Source organism: Pseudomonas sp. B20 (assembly GCF_020515755.1).
In the GTDB taxonomy this organism is placed as follows: Bacteria; Pseudomonadota; Gammaproteobacteria; order Pseudomonadales; family Pseudomonadaceae; genus Aquipseudomonas; species Aquipseudomonas syringae.
The window spans coordinates 232,094-254,147 of sequence record NZ_JAHPJG010000004.1; the positions used below are offsets into that span (position 1 = coordinate 232,094).

The window sequence follows — 22,054 nt, forward strand, 5'->3', positions numbered from 1 at the left end:
TCCTGATGAGTCTTTCTCCTTTCCACCTTGCAATCCCGGTTTATGACCTGGCCGCGACACGTGCCTTCTACGGTGAAGTGTTCGGTCTTTCCGAAGGGCGCTCCAGCGATCAGTGGGTCGACTTCGATTTCTACGGGCACCAGTTGGTGATTCATGAACACCCTAAAACCGCCTCTCAAGAGAGCGTGCACAGCAACCCGGTAGACGGTCACGACGTGCCGGTTCCGCACTTCGGCATCATTCTGGAATGGGCCCAGTGGGAGGCCTTGGCCGAACGCTTGAAATCCTTCGGCACCGAGTTCGTCATCGAACCCTACATTCGCTTCAAGGGGCAGGTGGGTGAACAGGCCACCATGTTTCTTTTCGATCCCTGCGGTAATGCGCTTGAGTTCAAGGCGTTCAAGGACATGAGTCAGCTGTTCGCAAAATAGTAAAAAGCCTGGCGCACATCATGTTGCGCCAGGCCTGCTTGAGCGGGCGCAGCGCTAACCAGTCAGAGCGTGGTCGTTAATCAGTCGCACCAGCGCGCTCACCGGTTCGGTCAGGCTGCGGCGAGCGCGGTGTACCAGCCCGATATCGCGATGGAACGTATGCGCTTTCAAGTCGATAGAGCGCACACCAGCGTGCCATGTCTGCAGGGTTGCCGTTTCCGGAACCAATGCGACGCCGACGCCATTGGCGACCAGTTTGATGATCGCATCCAGTTCATCGAGCTCGCAGACTTCGCGCAGCGAGACATGGGTCTGACGCAGGAACCGGTCGACCTGACGGCCACCAAACGACGATCGATCGTAACGAATGAATGGATGAGCCGAAACCAGCTCGGCCCAGTCATCCCCCGGCATGTCGGCAGGCACGATAAGGCGATAGGGCTCACGGACCAGTGTCGTCCAGCGCAGGTCGCTTTGCAGTGAGAAGGGTGGGCGGATGATCGCTGCCATGTCAATTTCGCCTGCGTCCACCTGATTGACCAGGTCCATGGACAGGCCGGGTATGACGCGCGTCCTGCACGCGGGGAATTGCTGATGAAACCGAGCGAGCGCTTCCGGCAGAAAGGAGCGTTGCACAGAGGCAATTGCGCCGATGGTCACCAGCACGCTGGCGGGCAACCCGACCGTAGTAGTGCCCAGGCTGCTGAACTGGCGCACCAGATCCTGACCTTGTAGCAACACTTGCTGCCCCATGCGGTTAAGCTGGGCTGAACGTCCTTTTCGGTCGAACAGCTCGATGCCCAACTCAGCTTCAAGGCGTTGCATCTGCGCACTGACAGCGGCCTGGGTGAGCCCGATCTTGCTGCCCGCCGCAGCGAACGTGCCTTCTCTCGCCACGGCAATAAACGTTTTCAGTTCTTTGATCATGGGCAAAGAATAATTGTATTTTTACTGAAAGCACATTTGTTTATTTTATTGTTGCTGCCTATCCAATGTCCTCGGCCACACCCTGATCCTCCCCGAGAAACCCGCCGCTCTGGTGCTGCCACAGCCGCGCATAGGTGCCGTTTTTGCCCAGCAGTTCGGCGTGGGTACCTTGTTCGATGATGCGGCCGTCGTCCATGACAATCAGCCGGTCCATGGCGGCAATCGTGGACAGACGGTGTGCGATGGCGATCACCGTCTTGCCCTGCATCATTTCATCGAGGCTTTCCTGGATCGCCACTTCGACTTCCGAGTCCAGCGCACTGGTGGCTTCGTCGAGCAGCAGGATCGGCGCGTTCTTGAGCATCACCCGGGCGATGGCGACGCGTTGACGCTGGCCGCCCGACAGCTTGATACCGCGCTCACCCACCAGCGTGTCGTAGCCACTGTGGCCTTGTTTGTCGCTCAGTTGGCTGATGAACCCGTCGGCTTGCGCACTCGCCGCAGCGCTGCGGATTTGCTCATCAGTCGCGTCGGGGCGTCCGTAGGCGATGTTGTCGCGAATGGAGCGGTGCAGCAGCGAGGTGTCCTGCGTGACCATGCCGATGGCACTGCGCAAGCTGTCCTGAGTGACGTGCGCAATGTCTTGCCCATCAATGCTGATCGACCCCTTGTCCACGTCATAGAAGCGCAGCAGCAGGTTGATGAGCGTGGATTTGCCGGCGCCGGAGCGACCCACCAGGCCGATTTTTTCACCTGGACGAATGCTCAGGCTCAGGGCATCGAGCACCTGACGTTCGCCGTTGTAATTGAAGCTAACGTTATCGAAGGTGACCGCGCCGCCGCGGGTGACCAGAGCCTTCGCGTCTGGTGCATCCTCGACCTTGGGACCGCGGGTCAAGGTTTCCATGCCGTCCTGAACGGTGCCGATGTTCTCGAATAACGAGGTCATCTGCCACATGATCCAGTGCGACATGCCGTTGATACGCAACGCCATGGCGGTGATCGCCGCGACCGCACCGGTGCCGACCTGGCCCTGGTGCCACAGCCACAGGGCGTAACCGCCAGCACCCATGATCAGCGCGACCACCAGGGCCTGATTGACGATCTCGAACTGACTGACCAGACGCATCTGGGCCAGGCCCGTGAGCTTGAAGTCCTCCATCGCTGCGCGCGCGAAATGCGCTTCACGCTTGGAGTGCGAGAACAGCTTTACCGTGGTGATGTTGGTGTACGCGTCCGAGACCCGTCCGGTCATCGATGAGCGCGCGTTGGCCTGCTCCTGGCCGACCTTGCCCAGGCGCGGCACGAAGTACAGCATGGCCAGGCCGAACAGCATCAGCCAGCCAAGGAAAGGCAGCATCAGTTTCAGGTCGAAGCCGCCGGCCAGGGCGATGATCGCGATGAAGTAGACGCCGATACCGAGGACGATTTCGACGATGGTGAACAGCACCTCGCGCACTGACAGCGCTGTCTGCATCACCTTGGTGGTGACGCGGCCGGAGAACTCATCGGAGAAGAAAGACAGGCTTTGCCGCAACATTAATCGATGGAAGTCCCAACGCAGCCGCAGGGGCAGGTTGATCGCCAATACCTGGTGCTGCACCATCGTGCGCAATGCCACCAGCACGATGCTGCTCAGCAATACCAGGCCGATGCCCCACAGCACGCTACTTTCCTGCGCGGCCGTGTCGCCGCCAGCCTTCCAGGTGGACAGCAGGTCCACGACCTGCCCGAGGAAGGAAAACAACCAGGCTTCGTAAATCGACACACCGGCACACAGCAGCGCAAACGCCAGGATGTAACCGCGTGCCCCTCGCGTGCAGGCCCATAGAAACCTTGCCAGGCCGTCAGGCGGCGGCGGCACTTCGTCAGGCGGGAAGGGGTCGAGCCATTTTTCAAACGCGCGAAGCATGGTGTTCTCCAAAAAAATCAGTGCAAAGAGTCTGGCGTCCTCGACGCCTCCCGAACCTCTTCCAGATTGAGCTTCAGGGTCAATGATTGTCGGCAACACTGCCCAGGCTGTCCCACAGCCTCATCACCTGGGTCACTGCAGCGTCCAGTGTGGCATGTGGGACACCGTCGCGCGCCAGTGTAGATAAGCCCAGAAGAAAACTGTCAAACACGGCCGCGAGCGTTTCCGGTATTACCGTTGCAGGTAACTCGCCTGCTGCAATGGCGCGCTGGATGCAGGCAACGATACCTGTACGGTTCAGATCCCTGGCCCGCGCAAGAGGTTCGGAAATGGCCTTGCTCTCGTCCGAGCAGGCGCTCATCAGCCCTAAAGCCACCAGGCACCCCGTGGGATGCCCTGGCTCGCACTGCATTTTCGCAGAGCGGCGAAGGGTGAGTTCAATTGCGTCTTTGGGCGGCAGGTTCGTATCGAACAGGCTGTCGGTGACCCGGCCGTAGGTGTCGAGGTAACGCTCCATCACTTCATTGAACAGGGCCTGTTTAGAGCCAAACGCTGCGTAGAAGCTCGGTGCCGTGATGCCGCCACCGATGGTTGCCTTGAGCTGGCTGAGGGAGGTTGCGTCGTAGCCGTGCTCCCAAAACAGATGCAGCGCCTGAGTGATCGCTACATCACGGTCAAATGTACGCGGACGCCCCAGCTGTGCCATATCGAGTCTCCTTCGGAATTAATTAAATACTAATCGATACATAAGTCGTTGACCACCTCACTTCATCCGCCTATATTTGTACCGATCAGTATATTAGTGAGGGTTTTTAAATGACTACAGATGAAAAGCAGGGCGAAACACTCCCGCTGGGGGCGTTGCTGGCGCTGGCAATGACGGGTTTCATCTGCATTGTCACCGAGACCTTGCCGGCGGGTTTGTTGCCGCAGATCGCCGACGGGCTGGAAGTGTCCGCATCGTTTGCCGGGCAGATGGTGACTGTTTATGCGTTGGGTTCATTGCTGGCCGCCATTCCACTGACGATCGCCACGCAAAGCTGGCGGCGCAGAACAGTATTGCTGGTGACGATTATCGGCTTTCTGGTTTTCAACAGCGTCACTGCGCTGTCTTCCAGTTACGGACTGACCCTGATCGCAAGGTTTTTCGCAGGCGTCTCGGCGGGCTTGGCGTGGAGCCTCATCGCCGGTTACGCACGGCGCATGGTGGTCCCGCAACTGCAAGGCCGCGCATTGGCAGTGGCGATGGTCGGTACGCCCGTTGCCTTGTCGCTGGGCGTACCTCTGGGCACCTGGCTTGGCGGGTTCATGGGCTGGCGCATGGCGTTTGGCCTGATGTCCGGGATGACCGTGCTGTTGATCATCTGGGTGCTGGTCAAAGTGCCGGACTATCCGGGCAAGTCCTCCTCACAGCGCATGGCATTGCGTCAGGTCTTTTTCACGCCCGGCGTACGCTCGGTGCTGGGCGTGGTGTTCACCTGGATGCTGGCTCATAACCTGCTTTACACCTACGTCGCTCCCTTCGTTTCCGCGGCGGGGCTGGCGAATGATGTGGACCTGGTATTGCTGGCATTCGGGGTCGCCGCACTGGCTGGCATCTGGGTTACGGGACGGTTGGTTGATCGCCATCTGCGCAAGACAGTGATTGCCAGCCTCGCAACCTTCGCAGCGGTGTCAGTGTTCTTCGGCGTGTTTTCCGGCTCTGCAACGGCCATTTACATCGGCGCCTTCATCTGGGGGCTGACCTTCGGCGGTGCCGCCACGCTGCTGCAAACCGCGCTCGCCGATTCGGCAGGCGCGGGCGCAGATGTGGCGCTTTCGATGAACGTCGTGGTCTGGAACAGCGCCATCGCAGGCGGAGGGTTATTGGGGGGCGTGTTGCTTGGCCACTGGGGAGCAGGTTCCTTTCCCTGGGTCTTGTTGATGCTTTTGCTGCTGAGCCTGTTGATCGCACTGCGCGCAGGTGCTCATGGTTTTACACGGGGCAGCCGGCTGGACCGGGAATGTGGTCTGGCAGGGTGATCTGATCAAGACCCGTAATATGGACGTCAAGCTGCTTGCTGATGTAGGGGGTTAATTCTATAATTTTGTGAATTAAATGGCTGAATCGGGCTTTATACACATTATGTTGGATTTAAGCTTCAGCAAGCCCGGTGAGATCGTCAAGCGCCTTTGTGACCGCCTGCGCACAGAGCGTCTGGCGCTGAATATGACACAAGCCGACCTCGCCGGGCGTGCCGGCATCGGCACAAATACGGTCTCCAACCTCGAAGCCGGACGCAATGTCGGATTCGAGAACGTCGTGCGGGTGGCTATGGCTCTTGGCCGAACCAAGGAACTCGAAGGCCTGTTTCTGCCAAAGCTGGACAGCATCGAAGACATTCGACGCTACGAAAACAGCGCCAATCGTCTCCGTACAAAGAGGAAGTCCGGCGATGCTTGAGCAGGTTAACGTCTTCTACGAGGGCTGGGGTGAGCGATGGCAGTGGGGCACGCTGGTCTCGACGACCGCTTTGACCGGTCGCCCGCTGATCGTGTTCGAATACAGCAATGAAGCCAGGCAAAGAGGCCTGGAACTGTCCTCCTATACGCTGCCCCTGGAGGGGGGCAGGTTGCGCCGAGACTTCCCGGACCATCAGCTGCACTTGCCAGGGCCTGTTTACGACTCGTTGCCGGATGGATGGGGCATGTTGTTGATGGACCGTCTTTTCAGGCGCCGCGGGCTCACCACCGCGCGCATCGGCCCTCTGGAACGGCTGGCCTACATCGGTAGCAGCGCAATGGGCGCCATGACGTTTGAGCCCTTGGCCCCCGAAGGGCAGGAATCTGACGTCCACATCCCGCTGGAACAGCTCGCCGCCTATGTGAAGCAAGTACTGCGTGGAAACGGTGGCGAGTTCCTGCAGGCATTGCTGCTGGTGGGGGGCTCGCCTCAAGGTGCAAGGCCCAAGGCTCTCGTCTATCGCGATCCTGAAACTGGCAGGTTTACCACTGCTGCTACGCCGGGCTTTGAAGCATGGTTGATCAAGTTTCCGGCCAAAGAAGAACACGCAGAAGTGTGCGCCATCGAAATGGTCTACGCCGAGTGCCTGCGCATATGCGGTATCGAGACCCCTGACACCCAGCACTTCAATCTGCCTGATGGCCTGGCAGCGTTTGCCAGTAAGCGATTTGACCGTCGCGATGGTCTACGGATACCCATGCAAAGCCTGGCCGCCTTTACGGGGGCAAATTACCAGTCTCCGGGTGTGTTGGACTACGTCAACTTTTTGCGGGCAACACAAATGTGTACCAACGATGTGCGAGAGATGGCACGCGCGTTCGAACGTGCCGTTTTTAACGTTGCGTTCAACAACCGAGACGATCATCCCAAGAACTTCGCCTACATCATGGCGCAGGACGGTCAGTGGAAACTGTCGCCGGCTTACGACGTAACCTTCTGCGAGGGGCCAAGCGGATACCATCAGATGGACGTGATGGGAGAGGCGCTGGAGATTTCCCGTGCGCAAATGCTTCGGCTTGCCGAGGAAGCCGAGATGTCCCCGGACGCTGCAACTGGAGTGATTGACGGCATGTGTGACGTCGCGAGCCGGTTTACAGCCATCGCCGAGAACCTGTGCCCGCAGGTTATTACTCGAGACACCCTGCGCATGATCCAAAGCCGCATTGATCAGAACGTAGCCCGGTTACACCACAGTCAGGCCGACGGCGGTCGGCACGGGCGATTCTCATAAACGACGCTGCCAGTGCTCAGGGCCATGTGCAAGACTTTGTGCATCCGCAAAGTTGCCCTGTCATTACCTTCATCACGGTGCAGCGCGGCTCAAGCCAGCCTAAAAATCGGCCCCCACCAGCGCATCTACCTCCTCACGGGCAGGCGCCGTCGCCGGCCCCCGGCGGGTGACCGCAATCGCTGCTGCCGCATTGGCGCGCAGCGCTGCGCGGTCGACATTGCTGCCCCTGGCCAACTCGGCCAGCAGCACACCGGCGTGGGCGTCGCCGGCTCCATTGGTGTCGATTGCCGTGACGGCAAAGCCGGGTATGAGCCGCGTCTGTCCAGCATGGTGTATCCAGCAACCTGCAGGGCCGTCACGAATCACTATGAGCGCATCTTCGCGCAGAATGGACGCCAGGCGGTGGAGCGCGTCGGTTGGCGTTCGGGTTTGCGTGAAGCGCAGGGCTTCTTCGCAGTTGCTGGACCATACGCTGATCAGCGGAAGTACGGCGCGCATCTCGACGCCATGAAGCGCATCCACCAATGGGCCCGGGTCGAATACCACGGCAGTGCCGCCAGGCAATCCGTCCAGCCAGGCGAGCAGGGCTGTCACCTTGTTTTTGTGGGCCAGGCTGTAGCCGCTGACAAATACGTAATCTTCGGCGCTGACCTGCACGCCATGCAGGTCATCGGCAGACAAACCACCTTCAGCGCCCACATAGGAGATGAACGAGCGCTCGGCCGAGGCTTCCACCAGGGCAACAGCCAGGCCGGTGTCCTCACCGGGAACAGGCATCGTAGCAATCTCCACACCTTCGTCGCGCATGGCCTGACGAGCAATATCGCCGAAGCGGCCCTGGCCATGGCGACCCAGGTAAACGGTGCGCAAGCCATTGCGGCAGGCAGCGGCCATGACATTGAAGCCGCCTCCGGCCTCGAACGTAGCGCTGGTAGCCAACACGTCTCCGCCCGACGGCGGCAGGCGGTCGATGGCCATGACCAGGTCAATCACGACCTGGCCGGTGTAGAGCAATTTAGCGGGCATGGGCAGCCTCTTTGGTAACGACACGGCGATCACGCGCCCCGCCGAGCAGCGCATACAGGCCGCCGGCGACAATGAAGGTCACGATCCAGCCCAGGCCGTTATGACCCAGCCAGGAATCTGCGAGAAAGCCTTTGAACAGCACATGCTCCGGGGTGGTGGCCACGGTGGTGAAGCTGAAGCCAAGCACGATAGCCAATGCCCACGAGCCCAGCGCGCGCCATTCGACGCCGCCGCGATACCAGTAAGCGCTGCGTGGGGTCTGGTCCAGCAGGTCTTTTGGGGAGTAGATGTGGCGGTGCAGCAGGTCGACGACAAAGATGCCGACCCACGCGGTAATGGGCACCGCCAACATCGAGATGAACGTAATGAAGGGGCCGTAGAAGCTGTCGGCGATCAGCATGAAATAGATCGAACCGGCAAAGATCGCGATGATATCGACGATGACCGCGTGCACTCGCTTGACCTTCAGGCCGAGGGTCAAGGTGGTCAGGCCGGCCGAGTAGACCGACAGGTTGTTGGACAGCAGCAGGCCGCCGAACGCAGTGATCAGATAGGGCACGGCCATCCAGGTGGGCAACATTTCGCGAATGGCAATGATCGGGTCGGTGGCTGACGCCAGATGATCGTTGCCCACCGACAACAGGCCGCCAAGAGTGATCAGCAGGACCAGGGGGATCCCCGCGCCAAACGCTGCCGAGGCCACCAGTCGAGTGGCCTTGACGCTGGCGTGCTGATAGCGCGACATGTCGGCGCCCGCGTTGGCCCAACCGATACCAGTGCCTGCGGCCATGGTGCCGACACCGATTATCATCGCACTCAGCGGCGCTGCTGGCGCGTCGAAGACCAGGCTCCAGTCGATGTGGGTGAGCAGAAAGCCACCGACCACCAGGTTCAGAGCGCCAAACAGGTAAGTCGCCCATTTCTGGATGACCAGCAAGGTGGCATGGCCCAGGCCCGAGACGGTCAAAGTCAGCAGCACGAACAAGGCGATGAACACCAGGGTCAGGCCAGGCGAGTTTTTCGCCTCCACGGGGGTGCCGAAAAGGATCGCGAACAGTGACAGCAGGACAAACGCGGCAGTGGTGGTGTTGACCGTTTCCCAGCCCAGCCGCGACATCAGCGAAACCAGCGTGGGCCCGATATTGCCTCGTACCCCGAAGATGGCCCGGGACAGCGTCAGGCTCGGGGCCCGCCCGCGGCGCCCGGCAATGGAGATCACGCCCACCACGGCGAACGAGCCGGCGGCACCGAGGATGGCGACGATAATTGCCTGCCAGATGGCCAGCCCCTGGAACGCTACCAAAGTGGCACCGAGCGGCAAGCCCAGGATGCTGATATTGGCGGCGAACCAGACCCAGAACAGTTGCAGCGGGTGGCCGTTGCACTCGTTTTCAGGAACCGGCTCGATGCCGCGGGTTTCCAGCTGACCCGCACCTTGAGAGGGGGACGATGTAGTCATTTGCGTTGCTCCTATTGCCTTTATTGTGGTTGTGGCAGTACGTCAGCAGGTGCAATCCAGTGCAAATTGGCTTTTCCGAAATCGGGTCAGCCTGATCGCCGCTCGGAAGGCTGAGGGCGAGGGTGATCTCGTTCACAGTGGGCGAGCACAGTGCGGTCCATCAACCGGTGCGCAGGGCCAGCAGTTGTTCGACCAAAGGCGCGAGGTGGAGCGCGTTGACCGCATCAATTTGCTCTATCAACGCCGCCGGCCAGGCGTGCATGCCGTTACAGGCACCCAGCATGGCGCCGAGAATGGCGGCAATCGTGTCGGTGTCGCCGCCCAGGCTGGCTGCCATGCACACCGCATCGAACGGACTGAGCTGGCTGCTTGCCACGCGGTGGGCGAGGGTGAAGGCAGCGACCACTGATTCCTGTGAGGCGACCGAGGTGCCAATCACATCGTGCACTCGGTCGGCCAGTTGTTCGTCTGTGCAGTCGGCGCACAATGCCTTGGCCCATTGAATGCGCGCGGCGATACGCCCACCCGCAACCCAATGGCCATGGCGTTCGGCACTCAGGGCCACCTCAGTACCTATCTCCAGGGCTTCGGCCAAGGGCGCGCCATTGATCCCGGCGGACACCACGGCCGCGACCGCCGCCGCGCTGGAGATGCCCAGCGTGGTGTTATGGGTCACCTGACAGGCTTGCACCACCAGCGCCATGAAGGCCTCGCGGTTGCTCACGTCGCCCGCGATGCCTACCGGGGTGATACGCATTGCCGCGCCATTGGTGGTGCCGAAGCGGCCTGCCTCTTCAGGGCTGTGGCCGTCAAGGATCATTTCAATCGCGCGCTTGGTCGATGGCCCCAGCAGGTCGTACGAGCCCTTGGCTTTCATCGCGGCTTCCCACTCGATCAGGCTGTGGGCCAGGGCTGTCGGGTCGATGCTGCCGCCGCCGGCCACCAGCAACTGTGCCACCAGGATGGCCTGCTCGGTGTCATCGGTGATAGCGCCGGCCGGCATGTTCGGTGCGATCGGCTGGTCGGCATCGGCGCCAATCAGCGTACTGATACGGCCATAGCGTTGCAGGATCAACGCGCGCGGCAGCGACTGCGTCGGCATGCCCAAGGCGTCGCCCAGGGCCAGGCCATAAAAGGCGCCCAGGCCTCGGTCTTGCAGGAATGTTGCGCTCATGTGGACGATCCGAAGGCGAGATGAAGGCGAAAATGCACGGGGTCCAACAGGCTCTCCACGTGCTCCATAAAACGTTCACGGCGGTCAAAGGTCGTGCGCACGGCCTTGAGAAACACCGTGCCGGGCTCGCGTGCCAGCAGCACGGCGTCATCACGGTTCAAAGGCCCTGCGCCGATCCACTGATCGCCCTTGTCGCCAATGAAGCCGTGGGCGGCCATGGTCACCGTCAGTGACTGCTCCAGCAGACCGTTTTGCGGCAGGTTTTCCAGGCCATCGACCGCCGGGATCAGTGCACGCTCGAGAGAAACGATACTGCCATCGGCGGCGATACGTCGGCGGTCCAGGGCCACCAGGCTGGAAGTGCCCAGACGCACCTCCATGTCGGGGCGTTGCACCGCTACCAGGCGCAGGATTTCGGTGCGCACGCCAGCACCCGTGTCGGCCAGGGCCTGGGCCCAGCCGGCACGCTGGTCCAGACTGAAACCGTCGTAGGTGACGATCGAACCCACGCCGGTCTGCGTGGCAATGAAGTTACGCCGCTTGAGCTCGGACAGCGCTTCGCGCAGCGTGCCGCGGCTGACGTTGAATTCCTGGGCCAGGAGATTTTCCCCCGGAAGCAGGGCACCGGAGCTCATCTGACCGCTTTCGATACGGCGGATCAGCTCATTGATCACCTGGGTTTTCTTGTCGAATCGAACCTGTCTAGTCATGTACATTTTATAGTTGCATGTTGGATCGGAATGCAAGCTGTTTTTGTGCGAATTGATATGCGAGGCACCAATGTTTAACGGGTTACGCGAATGATGCTCGCAGTTCGACAAGTCACCTCGCGGTCACACGCTCTCCAGTGCCATTCAAGGCAGTCCGATGCGGGCCAAAACTTTGGCAGTAGGGGGCTTTTCGATTATTTTCCTGTGTGCAACCCGATCACTCGGCCGAGGAGTTTGGGCCTCGGCAGATCGGACTGCCCGGCGCTTATAGCGTCAAGTCTTTCCTTCGTTGCCTCGGTAAACATCGTTGCATGCGGGCCGCTCAGGTCGACGTGCAACAGCATTTGCTCATTGCCAGCCAGATCCATGTCATCACCTGCCAAATGCAGGCTGTGATAGAGATGCACGCGCTTGGCGTCGTGGGCGATCAGTTGGGTATGCACCTCGACCTCGGCGCCGAGTTTCACTTCGTGCAGGTAGTTGAGGTGCAGTTCCAGGGTGAACAGCGAGTGGCCGCTGGCTTCGCGGTTATCGCTATCCAGTCCCAGGGCGTCCATCAGCCCGTCAGTGGCGTAGCTGAAGATCAGCAGGTAGAACGCGTCACGAAGGTGGCCGTTGTAGTCGACCCAGTCGGGTTGGACTCGGGTGGTGTAGGTGGTCAGTGCAGGCATGTCGGGGGATTCCGGGTCAGTACTGATCAAATGAGGTAACTGGCGTGCTTTGCAGGGTGATGGAAGACTCACAGCCACCCACCGGAGGCAAGCCAGCTACCGTAGGTTCATTCCGCGAAGCTCATGCCATGCCTGGCCTTGGTAGTCTTTACCGCCTCCAGCACGGCGAGCAAGCAATCGTCACGGTAGCGCTCCAATGCCGAAATACTGTGTTTACCCAACTGGTCAGTGGTGCCGTCGACCACATCGTCGATCAGTTTTTCGGTCAGTTCCGGGGCCGGCAGGTAGGTCCACGGCAACTGCAACGCCGGGCCGAACTGAGTCATGAAGTGGCGCATGCCTGCATCGCCACCCGCCAATGTGTAGGTGAGAAAGGTGCCCATGAACGACCAGCGCAGTCCGGCGCCGAAGCGAACCGCATCATCGATTTCACCGGTGGTCGCCACGCCGTCATTGACCAGGTGCAGCGCCTCGCGCCATAGCGCTTCGAGCAAGCGGTCAGCGATAAAGCCGGGGACTTCCTTGCGCACATGCAGCGGGCGCATACCGAGTGATTCATAGACCTTGATTGCCGCTTGTATGGCCGCCGGAGCGGTATTTTTGCCGCCCACCACTTCCACTAACGGCAGCAGGTACACCGGATTGAACGGGTGACCGACTACGCAGCGTTCCGGGTGCGCGGAGCCTTCGTAGAAGTCACTTGGCAACAGGCCGGACGTACTTGAACCAATTAACACATTCGGCCTGGCCGCCGCGCTGATTCTGCTGTGCAGATCCAGTTTCAGTTCCAGGCGTTCCGGGGCGCTTTCCTGAATGAAGTCGGCGTCGCTGACACATTCCTCGATGGTGGCCACGAAGCGCAGGCGGTTCTGGGATGCACCGGGTACAAGACCCTGTCGTTCCAGCGCACCCCAGCAATTGGCAACACGGTTACGCAGCGCTGCTTCGGCGCCGGGCGCGGGGTCCCAGGCGACCACATCCAGTCCATGGGCGAGGGCGCGGGATACCCAGCCACTGCCGATGACGCCGCTGCCGAGAGCGGCGAAGGTTTTGATTTCGGTGATAAAGCTCATGGCGACGCTCCTGAAGAGTGCGGTGATTCAATCACGGGGTTTTATGTCTCGGAGGCTTTAGGCACGCTTGGTAAGGCCCATCTTGATGCGGCCTTCTGCCGGGGTCATGACTCGTGCGCCCAGGCGGCTGAGAATTTCACTGGCGCGTTCCACCAATTGACCGTTGGTGGCGAGCACGCCCTTGTCCAGCCACAGGTTGTCCTCCAGACCGACACGGACGTTGCCGCCCAGCAACACCGCTTGCGCAGCCATCGGCATCTGCATGCGGCCAATGCCAAAGCCCGCCCAAACCGCGTCGGCGGGCAGGTTATCGACCATGGCTTTCATGGTGGTGGTGTCGGCGGGTGCGCCCCATGGAATACCCAGGCACAGCTGGAACAGCGGGTTATCGAGCAGTCCTTCCTTGATCATCTGTTTGGCGAACCACAGGTGGCCGGTGTCGAAAATTTCCAGCTCGGCCTTTACGCCCAGCGCATGGATACGTCTGGCGCCGGCACGCAGTTGCGACGGGGTGGACACATAAATAGTGTCGCCGTCGCCAAAGTTCAGGGTGCCGCAGTCGAGGGTGCAGATTTCCGGCAGCAGATCCTCGACATGGGCCAGACGTGCCAGCGGGCCGACCATGTCGGTATTGGGACCAAACTCCATCGGGCGTTCACCGCCGCCAATCTCCAGATCGCCACCCATGCCAGCGGTGAGGTTGACGATGATGTCAATGTCGGCCTCCCGAATACGCTCCATCACTTCGCGGTACAGCGCCACGTCGCGGCTGAACTTACCGGTGTGCGGGTCGCGCACATGACAGTGCACCACGGTGGCACCGGCTTTGGCGGCCTCAACCGCGGCGGCCGCGATTTGCTTGGGCGTGACCGGTACGTGAGGGCTTCGGGCGGTCGTGTCGCCAGCACCGGTGAGTGCGCAGGTGATGATGACGTCGTGGTTCATGGGTGGCTCCTTACAGGCGTGAGGACGCCGTTCGCGACCCTGGATGATCGCGAAACGGCCGTTCAAAATCAGGTTATTGGCTGCTCAATTGAAGGTTTGCCGCAGCCGGTTTGCCGTCGAAGGTGGTGACGCCTTCAAGCCAGCGCGCCTGGTCTTGCGGATGGTCTTTGAGCCATTGTCTGGCGGACTCGAGAGCATCCTTGTGATCCAGTAACGGCTGCATCATCCGGCTCTCGTCGGCGGCGGTGAATGTCAGGTTAGTCAGCAATTTGTGCACGTTGGGGCACTGTTCGGCATAAGTCGGCGAAGTGACCGTCCACACAGTGGCCATGCCCTCGTTCGGGCCCAGGGCGTCGTCGCTGCCGTTGAGGTAAGTCATCGCCACGTTGACGTTCATCGGGTGCGGCGTCCAGCCGAAAAACACCACGGCTTCCTTGCGGCGTACGGCACGGTCCACGGCGGCGAGCATGCCGGCTTCGCTGGACTCCACCAACTGGAATTTGCCCAGTCCGAACTGGTTTTTGGCGATCATCGCCTTGATCTGGGTATTGGCGCCTGAACCAGGCTCGATGCCGTAGATTTTGCCGCCCAGTTCCTTCTCGAACCTGGCGATATCGGCAAAGGACTTCAGGCCCTTGTCCGCCAGGTAAGTCGGCACGGCGAGGGTGGCGCGAGCGTCTTCCAGGCTCGGTTTGTCAAGCACTTTGACCTTCCGGGCCTCGACAAACGGCGTGATGGTCTGGGTCATCAGCGGGTTCCAGTAGCCCAGAAAGAGATCCAGGCGCTGGTCGCGGATGCCGGCGAAAATGATCTGCTGGGAAGCGCTGGTCTGTTTGGTCTTGTAACCCAGGCCGTCGAGCAACACTTGGGTCATGGCGCTGGTTGCGATCACGTCGGTCCAGTTCACCACACCCATGCGCACGTTCTGGCATGAAGCGGCATCAGCCGCCATTACATTGCTGCTCAAGAGCGCGCTGGCGCTGAGTGCAAGCACGCTGCAACTAATCAGTCGGTTCATGGTGGGGCCCTCGGCAGATCGTTATTGTGGGGTGTCGGCGTCTTTGTGCACCGTGGAAACAAATTACCCTGCCTGGAGGGCGGCCAAGCGCACTGCAGCGACCCGCTTTTGCACTGCGGCGACCTGCCCCTTGAATGCGACCATGAACGGGAGTATCAACGTGCCACGCTGCAGGTCCGACGAGAGCGTTACCATGGCCCAGGATTTCTATTTTTTGCTGATGCCGGGGTTCTCGGCCATCGGCTTTATCTCCGCGCTGGAGCCCTTGCGGGTGGCCAACCGCTTTGGTGGCGAGCTGTACCGCTGGCACGTCCTGAGCGCCGATGGCGGCGCGGTACAGGCGAGCAACGGCATGTCGGTCAACGCCGACGCGGCGCTTGAGTCGCTGAAAAAAGGCGCGACCCTGCTGGTAGTGGCTGGCTTTGAACCGCTGCAGTTCGCCACGCCGGCCCTGCAGCAATGGCTGCGTCGCCTTGATCATGAAGGCGTGACCCTGGGCGCCATCGACACTGGCGCCTGCGTGCTCGCTGAAACCGGCTTGCTCGATGCCCATCGCCTGACCCTGCATTGGGAAGCCATTGAAGCGTTCAAGGAGTCCTACCCACAGCTCACCGTGACCCAGGAACTGTTCGAGATCGACCGCCGCCGCATCACCTGCGCAGGGGGCACAGCGTCCATCGACCTGATGCTCGACCTGATCGCACAGGCGCACGGCCCCGAGTTGGCGATTCAGGTGTCCGAACAATTCGTACTGGGCCGCATCCGCACGCGCAAGGACCACCAACGCATGCAGATCGCTACGCGCTATGGCATCGCCAACAAGAAGTTGGTGCACGTGATCGGAGAGATGGAACAGCAAACCGAACGCCCCCTCAGCACGCTGGCCCTTGCCGAAGCGATCAACGTCACCCGGCGCCAGCTGGAACGCTTGTTTCGCCTGCACCTGAACGACACGCCGAGCAACTTCTATCTGGGCCTGCGCCTGGAGAAAGCCCGGCAACTGCTGCGGCAAAGCGGTCTGAGTGTGCTGGAAGTAAGCATCGCCTGCGGGTTCGAATCGCCGTCGTATTTCACCCGCAGCTATCGAGCGCGGTTTGCGAAATGCCCGAGGGAGGATCGGCGGCGGGAGGGGGTTTGAGCTTTAGTATTGGACGTGGGCGGGCGTACGTAATCGGTATACTGATCGACTCATTATTGAGTCTCTGATTAATTAAGAAAAACTGTATATTGCAGACTATATAAATCAAATTCTCTTTATTTTTCCATGGAATAATTTAATGCAAAAAAAAGAAATTATACTAAAAAGTAGTGTTGCTACAAATCTAGCCGCAAAGACGCTAAGATCAAAAAAATAACTAAGTAGAAGCAATATCCATACTGAATGAAAAGCCGCGCACGCAATCGCAAATAAATAAACTCTTGCGTTTGAAAAAAATCGTCCAGCTTTTTGTCGGTTCACTGTTTTTGCATTCCGTCTACGGTGATAGCGTCGGCGGCCCTATCTATGACCAATACAGGTATTGAGGTGTTTCTATATGCACGAACATAATCAGTTCTAATGTATCTAAATAGGCGCCAAGAGTCTGGTTTTAGAACCAGCTTAGTGACACCATATACAGACATCGCAAGGTCGGCTGACCCGTAGGCCATATTTCCTTCGTGTGCTCCGTAACCAACTGCTTTCGCTGCTGCTTGGTACCCCTTTCTTACTGGGCCTTCTGTGTCACTGCGCCCCTCCCAAAGGTTGCGCCCGTTTTCATAAACGTTATTCGCACCATGAGCCATAATTGGTACACCGGCAACGAGGCACAGCGTACCTACAGAGCCATAGCAAATGCCCGCACCCGCTACGAATTGCATTGCTCCGGCGACTGCGCCAACTCCTTTTTTGGCAACCTCCCATGACTGAGTAAACAAGCTATTTTGTTCATCTTTTAGTTCTTTTAGGCCCTGCTCAGGACTTTTTTTACCTTCAGAGACATCATTAACAATACTTTTAGCGTAATAGGCGACTTCACGGTTGAACTGCAAGCGCAGTGTGCCGTTTTTAATATGCTTAATCCCTAATGTACAGGCTTGCTCCCCTAGCTTTTTAGCGGCGGCACTGACCATCAAATAGTTTGTGCTGTTTTCGTCTGTTGGTTTCATTCTTCACTCCCGCCAGGTGATGTATGTGCGGTTAGTCATACATCTACCCTTGAGATTAATTTTTCAGTTTTATTTGTTGGTGCTCAATCCAGTTGCTTACGCAAATGGCTTATTCGCAGTCCTGTCCCAGCCACCAGAAACGATACCGGCACTACCACCATCGGCGCGACGTTGTTGTGAGTATTCAAATTTAATGCGGCCGTAATTCAGGTTTACTACTTCTATGGGGAAGCCTGACTGGTCGGCACCTTGACCACTTACTAATGAGATCAGAACTTCTTCAAGTACGATGTCTAGATACTTGAACTTTTCAGTTCCCGCACGATGGATTCGAATGGTCACATTTTTGATATGCGAACCCCTACAGCAAAGCTCAAATAGCTTCGGGGTGGCTCTATCCACATATTTGCTGATCTGGAAATCGCCAAGGGAAACCCCTCCAGCAGTAGCTCCCCCATTCGAGCTGGCTGTCTGACTGATTGACTGCATGGCGTTGTAGTGGTAGGAAAGCAACTCGACCCAACCTTTGTGCCCATCGTCAAGAGACTCGCCCTCAACACCATCAACCTTCATAAACGCATCAAAAGACATAGAACTCCCTGTTCTTCAAAAACAAAAATGAAAAAATCAGTCGCATTTTAGTATTTCTGCAGAATTGTACCACTGCAGAATGCACAATCACCTTCCGTTGGCGTCTGACAGTTCTCGTAGGGCAACAGGCGAGTGGGTGGTCAGGAAAACCTGGAGGGTTTCCAGTGTGTCCTTGGTGCCCAAGGAGTCCATGAAACGAATCAAACGATGAGGTTCCAGGCCATGCTCCACCTCATCTACCAATGCTATGGAGGCTGCCTGTGCTACCTGGCGTTGAAGGCCCGCTACCAGCAAGCGAGACGATCCCGTGCCGAGTGATAGCAGAGGGATGCCCTAAGGATTGTGCAAGGCAATGGCGCCATCACCACAGCCTCCCAACGAAACCTAAAGACTATCCGGATCCCCAAAAAACATTTTGACTTGGCTCTAGCACGGTAGTTTCAGTTTGAAAAAATCTTAATATGCCCCCAATTTTGCCCCCACTCAGACGCCTTACATGAGCGATCACGAATGGCGATTCCTGACGAAATCCGGTATGGCTCTGGGTGGCTTTGAGTTTACGCCCGAACTGGGGTTAGCTGGGGGGGGAGGGAAGTGGCACGCTCAGAGGTTCTCCCTCGGTGAACTGGAAACCAAAGCAGGTTATGCGCAGCCCAATTCTTGTTTGGCCCTGCTAATGCAAAGTGACCGGTTCGGTTTCGACACTTGTCGGATAGCGAGGCGCAGCACGCGGGCGGTCGAATGCGAGCGCCCGCGTGCCCAGGTACCGCTTATGCCGACGCCGGCCTTGGCTCTGCGATTACATCAGGGGCGTCTAGTGCCTTAGTGTCGATGCGGTGGAATAGGAACTTGCCTTTGTTTTGATCTAACACATCAACGGTAGCTAACGGAATAGCCGTGATTAGAACACTGGTAGCTGAATGATCATCGTCAATGGCTTTTACCTGCAGAGCGATAAGGTGATTAGCTCGAGGTCAAATCTACCGATTGAGCACCCAAACGAGAAGACCATCGCCAGAGCCACCTACCATCCAATTCAAAATTCGCGCGCGTCAGGTGCGACATAACCAGGAGCAAGGATCGCGTTCTTGACACCGTACATTGCCAAGGGATCGGACAACCACAACCTATATTCTGGCCCCCTTAGACTGTGATCTGGTGAACAGTCCACGCTCCACTTACGTAGGATGTAGCCCGCCGTAGCCGCCCGAAGTTTAAGTGACAGCATGCCATCAACCATTGCGTAATCCATGAGCGTGACTTCCGGTCGCGGTTGATCAGGGTGAGGGATAAGTGTCAGCTCAACGATCCTTGTCCACTGAATGTCTTGATCGCTCGTCTCGTGAACAGCAACGGCATCATCGAGAAGAGGGCTTGCCTTGCGGATCCGGGTGATGACGAAATCTCGGAACTCGTCCGACTTTCTGTCAAACCCACGGACGTGCCAGCGAAGTCCATTGTCGACCAGAGAAAAAGGCACGATGACGCGCTGGCTGGATCCGTTCAGCGACTCGTAATCAATCTGCAGGGGGCATTTCTGGTGAATCGCCTGGGTGACGTGGCCCAGGATATCGAGCTTCGGCCACGTCAGCTGATCTGGAAAATCGACCGTAATCCCAGGCTTGGCGTCTCTGGGTTCCCCATCACCGAGCCCCTTGGTGATCCAGATCAGCGCGTGTTCCGCCGTGGGGTCAAACAGGCTCTTGAAGGATTCACTGGCTTTGTAGAGGCGCGAACTCGCGTCATACACCAGGTTGTGTTTACTGAGCGTTTTGTACAGCGCGATGTCACGACTGGCCGCCGCTTCCTGAATGTCAAAGCGCTCGATCAAGTGCTGACGCTTGAGTTCACCCAGCATGCGCAATCTGAGATCTATGAAGGCGAGGCGGTCTCGTTGTGGCTGACTGAGGTTCTCAAGCATGGTCGAACTTTTTGTGGTGAAGGGGATTGCCATACTACACCATCATCAATAGACTTCATGCAAGGTTATCAAATTGATGACCATTTAAGAGTGGCGTTGGCCTCACTACTGAGCAGATGAAAGCCCTATGCCAAACGAACAGTTGCCCGATGCATCCGATTCGCTGGGCGAGCCCAAGAGCGAGTTGATCGACTTATCGCCTCAGTTGCGAAATCAGCGGTTGCTGGAACCAATGAACCAGCTCCATTCGACTCGTAACTTCCATCAAGACGAGGCTGGAGAGCCGCTATTTGATGGCCTGGACACCCACTACCTGTGCATGGCCACCCTCAATTTCATGATGGAGGGATCCGCAGTTGGCGCGGGGTACAGCATGGCGGATGTGCACACCTATGTGAGTTCACTGATCAGTCGGATCCGGCCAGAAAAAACCGGCTCAGCGTGTGCAAAGGCAGCCGATGTCGTGATTGGCTGCCTGAGTAATAAAGCCGAGAACTACAAAGAATTCGAATTCACCTACTTTCACGCCCCCACTCTACAAACCCTCATATACCGCTTTCGCCTGGTGAATCTTGAGCCGGATCTTGATGACGTTTATCGGTATCGCCCCTCACCAGAGGGTTATCTGCTTCTGATCGGCATGCTGAATGTGGACGTTGAAGATCAGCAGATCCTAATGGAAAAGATGCTGCATATCCTGATCGAGAGAGGGCGCTTTGAGCAGGCCGCGGAGTTCGCCAGGCGCGCCATGGTGCTTTCCATTGAGCATCGGCAACACATTCAGGGACATATTACTCAGGCGATTCGCGCACCGGGAACGGTGAGATGGAGTACGGATATCAAACCTCGATTAGACGACTCCCGCCAGCACGTTAAAGCTCGCCAGGAGGAAGAGGGGCGGCTGCTCATGGCGATTCGCAACAAGATTGGTGAAGTAGAAAACATCAAGAGCAAGCAAGAGCTTTCAAGCCTGCATGACTTGTTGTCGAAGGCTGGCAACGTAAGAGCTCGGCTGCAGCTGGAGGTTAGCAGCGCCGAAGGGCGTTTCATCGACGCTCAGACAGCCGCGTTCCGTGCCCGAAAATCTTCCGGCATTCCTGATCTTGAGACACATCTTCTCCCGCAAGCAATGATCCGCCCAGGCGCGCAGTTGGCTGTGGCGGCCGAGGAGCTAATTGTCAGTTTGTTCCCGGCAGTGTTTCCCAAAACACCTGATTTATCGAACCTGCTTAGCATCCTGCTGGAGCGACGTCAGTTAACCAAGGACGCAGATGACGACGAGGATGACGACGAGATCGAGCCGTTCCAGGTCTGGCCGGATCCTTTTCCAGATCAATTGGTTGTCAAAATTTCTCAATGGCTATCCGCAAAATTTGAAGAAAACCGTTCTTGGCGGATTGATGAACTGATTGATGCGGGAGCGAACGAAGGCTTCAGTGCGATTGAGCAGCAGTGCATTGCGTTCTGCCTTTACCGCAGCTTCCCCGACAGCGAATCAGAATTTGAAAACCACCATGCGATGCTCGATGGTGAATACGAAACCTGGGTGGTCCGAGGCGACAACCTCAGATTCGACGTCAAGACAAAGGTTTAGGAGGTTCATTTGGATAACCAGAACAGCGCCGCAGCACGTCTGATTTATCGGGCACTTAATCTAAGTGCGACCCCGGCCAATGACGCGGAGTATCGCGAGCTATTGGCTCGGTACCGTGCTAGCCCAGAACTGCAGCAGGTCCTTGCGCAAATTGCTGAAGGGATGGAACTGATGGTGCTCGATGTCAGCGAGCGTGGCTTGATCATCGCCCCGGCGCGCAAGGAAAGTCGCTTCTCGATTCGACTTGGTGATCTACGCAAAAACTTATCTGAAGACCAGCGTGTCGCGCTGGCGCTGAGCTTCCTGGCCATCTGCGCGGTGTTTTATCCAACGACCGCTTTGATTGAAGATGACAGCCGGTTTCCAATGCCGGCGACGTTGGCCATGTTCAGGGACACCTTGACTGGCTTATCCGGGCGCATGAATGCACTCGAAGATTCCGATAATTATTCCCGAGAGGAGCTGCGACCAGGCTGGAGCTACATTCACAGCCTGCCTACTTCGATCCCCCAAGCTGATCGCGCGTCGCCAAACTCGATTGAAGGTTTGGTGCGCATGGCACTGAACTACCTGATTGAGTACGGGCTGGTGAATAACGTGGGGGCCCAGGATGAGGGCGAAGCGGTTGAATACACCGCCACCCATCGACTGCGCATTCAGCTACGTGAACGGACGCTACCGCGACTATTTGACTATGTGCGTTCCGGCGCAACGGCCTGA

At 58.2% G+C, this 22,054-nt stretch carries 21 protein-coding genes and 1 pseudogene; 7 read left to right on the forward strand and 15 right to left on the reverse strand.

Annotated elements, in window-relative coordinates; translation table 11 throughout:
* The first annotated feature begins 5 nt into the window (after window positions 1-5).
* Window positions 6-431 carry a VOC family protein gene (locus LIX91_RS06110; RefSeq protein WP_003364399.1) on the forward strand — a complete coding sequence of 142 codons (426 nt, stop codon included), beginning with the start codon at window positions 6-8 and terminating at the stop codon, window positions 429-431.
* 54 nt (window positions 432-485) lie between these two features.
* Here LIX91_RS06110 and LIX91_RS06115 read toward each other — a convergent pair whose 3' ends face one another.
* The 3 genes from LIX91_RS06115 to LIX91_RS06125 form a co-directional block, all read right to left on the reverse strand.
* Complete coding sequence (locus LIX91_RS06115; RefSeq protein ID WP_103695656.1) at window positions 486-1,358, reverse strand: LysR family transcriptional regulator; 873 nt, start codon at window positions 1,356-1,358, stop codon at window positions 486-488.
* Window positions 1,359-1,416: 58 nt separating this feature from the next.
* Window positions 1,417-3,270: an ABC transporter ATP-binding protein gene (locus LIX91_RS06120; protein ID WP_226488143.1), complete on the reverse strand. Its 1,854-nt coding sequence runs from the start codon at window positions 3,268-3,270 to the stop codon at window positions 1,417-1,419.
* 79 nt (window positions 3,271-3,349) lie between these two features.
* Window positions 3,350-3,976 carry a TetR/AcrR family transcriptional regulator gene (locus LIX91_RS06125; protein ID WP_226488144.1) on the reverse strand — a complete coding sequence of 209 codons (627 nt, stop codon included), beginning with the start codon at window positions 3,974-3,976 and terminating at the stop codon, window positions 3,350-3,352.
* 110 nt (window positions 3,977-4,086) lie between these two features.
* On the opposite strand from LIX91_RS06125, the gene LIX91_RS06130 reads away from it, so the two are divergent.
* The 3 genes from LIX91_RS06130 to LIX91_RS06140 all read left to right on the forward strand — a co-directional run bounded on the left by LIX91_RS06130 (window position 4,087) and on the right by LIX91_RS06140 (window position 7,004).
* Window positions 4,087-5,292 (forward strand): MFS transporter, encoded by a 1,206-nt coding sequence (locus LIX91_RS06130; RefSeq protein WP_226488145.1) that lies wholly within the window; start codon window positions 4,087-4,089, stop codon window positions 5,290-5,292.
* Window positions 5,293-5,395: 103 nt separating this feature from the next.
* The gene (locus LIX91_RS06135; RefSeq protein ID WP_003347681.1) at window positions 5,396-5,713 is read left to right on the forward strand and encodes a helix-turn-helix domain-containing protein; all 318 of its coding nucleotides are present in this window, start codon (window positions 5,396-5,398) and stop codon (window positions 5,711-5,713) included.
* Window positions 5,706-7,004, forward strand: coding sequence for a type II toxin-antitoxin system HipA family toxin (locus tag LIX91_RS06140; protein ID WP_226488146.1), 1,299 nt, complete (start codon window positions 5,706-5,708; stop codon window positions 7,002-7,004). Before LIX91_RS06135 ends, LIX91_RS06140 begins: the two co-directional genes overlap by 8 nt.
* 99 nt (window positions 7,005-7,103) lie before the next feature.
* On the opposite strand, the gene LIX91_RS06145 is transcribed toward LIX91_RS06140, so the two are convergent.
* The 8 genes from LIX91_RS06145 to LIX91_RS06180 form a co-directional block, all read right to left on the reverse strand.
* Window positions 7,104-8,030, reverse strand: coding sequence for a PfkB family carbohydrate kinase (locus tag LIX91_RS06145; protein ID WP_226488147.1), 927 nt, complete (start codon window positions 8,028-8,030; stop codon window positions 7,104-7,106).
* On the reverse strand, window positions 8,020-9,489 hold the full coding sequence (locus LIX91_RS06150; RefSeq protein ID WP_226488148.1) for a purine-cytosine permease family protein: 1,470 nt from the start codon (window positions 9,487-9,489) through the stop codon (window positions 8,020-8,022). The genes LIX91_RS06145 and LIX91_RS06150 overlap by 11 nt, the downstream gene beginning before the upstream one ends.
* Window positions 9,490-9,649: 160 nt before the next feature.
* The gene (locus LIX91_RS06155; RefSeq protein WP_226488149.1) at window positions 9,650-10,663 is read right to left on the reverse strand and encodes an ADP-ribosylglycohydrolase family protein; all 1,014 of its coding nucleotides are present in this window, start codon (window positions 10,661-10,663) and stop codon (window positions 9,650-9,652) included.
* Window positions 10,660-11,379: a GntR family transcriptional regulator gene (locus LIX91_RS06160; RefSeq protein ID WP_003364375.1), complete on the reverse strand. Its 720-nt coding sequence runs from the start codon at window positions 11,377-11,379 to the stop codon at window positions 10,660-10,662. Before LIX91_RS06160 ends, LIX91_RS06155 begins: the two co-directional genes overlap by 4 nt.
* Before the next feature lie 188 nt (window positions 11,380-11,567).
* The gene (locus tag LIX91_RS06165) at window positions 11,568-12,044 is read right to left on the reverse strand and encodes a thioesterase family protein (protein ID WP_226488150.1); all 477 of its coding nucleotides are present in this window, start codon (window positions 12,042-12,044) and stop codon (window positions 11,568-11,570) included.
* Between the two features lie 107 nt (window positions 12,045-12,151).
* A complete protein-coding gene (locus LIX91_RS06170; RefSeq protein ID WP_226488151.1) occupies window positions 12,152-13,117 on the reverse strand; it encodes an L-carnitine dehydrogenase in 966 nt (321 codons plus the stop codon).
* A 57-nt stretch (window positions 13,118-13,174) separates the two neighbouring features.
* Entirely contained in the window at window positions 13,175-14,062 is an 888-nt protein-coding gene (locus LIX91_RS06175) for a 3-keto-5-aminohexanoate cleavage protein (RefSeq protein ID WP_226488152.1), read from the reverse strand.
* 73 nt (window positions 14,063-14,135) lie between these two features.
* Window positions 14,136-15,080, reverse strand: coding sequence for a choline ABC transporter substrate-binding protein (locus LIX91_RS06180; RefSeq protein WP_024683106.1), 945 nt, complete (start codon window positions 15,078-15,080; stop codon window positions 14,136-14,138).
* 193 nt (window positions 15,081-15,273) lie between these two features.
* Here LIX91_RS06180 and LIX91_RS06185 point away from each other — a divergent pair, with 193 nt between their 5' ends.
* Entirely contained in the window at window positions 15,274-16,218 is a 945-nt protein-coding gene (locus tag LIX91_RS06185) for a GlxA family transcriptional regulator (RefSeq protein ID WP_226488153.1), read from the forward strand.
* Between the two features lie 317 nt (window positions 16,219-16,535).
* Here LIX91_RS06185 and LIX91_RS06190 read toward each other — a convergent pair whose 3' ends face one another.
* The 4 genes and pseudogenes from LIX91_RS06190 to LIX91_RS06205 all read right to left on the reverse strand — a co-directional run bounded on the left by LIX91_RS06190 (window position 16,536) and on the right by LIX91_RS06205 (window position 19,677).
* On the reverse strand, window positions 16,536-17,228 hold the full coding sequence (locus tag LIX91_RS06190) for a DUF4225 domain-containing protein (protein ID WP_410524745.1): 693 nt from the start codon (window positions 17,226-17,228) through the stop codon (window positions 16,536-16,538).
* Window positions 17,229-17,324: 96 nt separating this feature from the next.
* On the reverse strand, window positions 17,325-17,819 hold the full coding sequence (locus LIX91_RS06195; RefSeq protein WP_003393924.1) for an Hcp family type VI secretion system effector: 495 nt from the start codon (window positions 17,817-17,819) through the stop codon (window positions 17,325-17,327).
* A gap of 105 nt (window positions 17,820-17,924) precedes the next feature.
* Window positions 17,925-18,185 (reverse strand): annotated as a pseudogene (locus LIX91_RS06200) (AAA family ATPase); the annotation flags it as partial.
* Window positions 18,186-18,855: 670 nt separating this feature from the next.
* The gene (locus tag LIX91_RS06205; RefSeq protein WP_226488203.1) at window positions 18,856-19,677 is read right to left on the reverse strand and encodes a WYL domain-containing protein; all 822 of its coding nucleotides are present in this window, start codon (window positions 19,675-19,677) and stop codon (window positions 18,856-18,858) included.
* Between the two features lie 190 nt (window positions 19,678-19,867).
* Here LIX91_RS06205 and LIX91_RS06210 point away from each other — a divergent pair, with 190 nt between their 5' ends.
* Window positions 19,868-21,334 carry a hypothetical protein gene (locus LIX91_RS06210; RefSeq protein WP_226488154.1) on the forward strand — a complete coding sequence of 489 codons (1,467 nt, stop codon included), beginning with the start codon at window positions 19,868-19,870 and terminating at the stop codon, window positions 21,332-21,334.
* A gap of 9 nt (window positions 21,335-21,343) precedes the next feature.
* On the forward strand, window positions 21,344-22,054 hold the full coding sequence (locus LIX91_RS06215) for a DUF6063 family protein (RefSeq protein ID WP_226488155.1): 711 nt from the start codon (window positions 21,344-21,346) through the stop codon (window positions 22,052-22,054).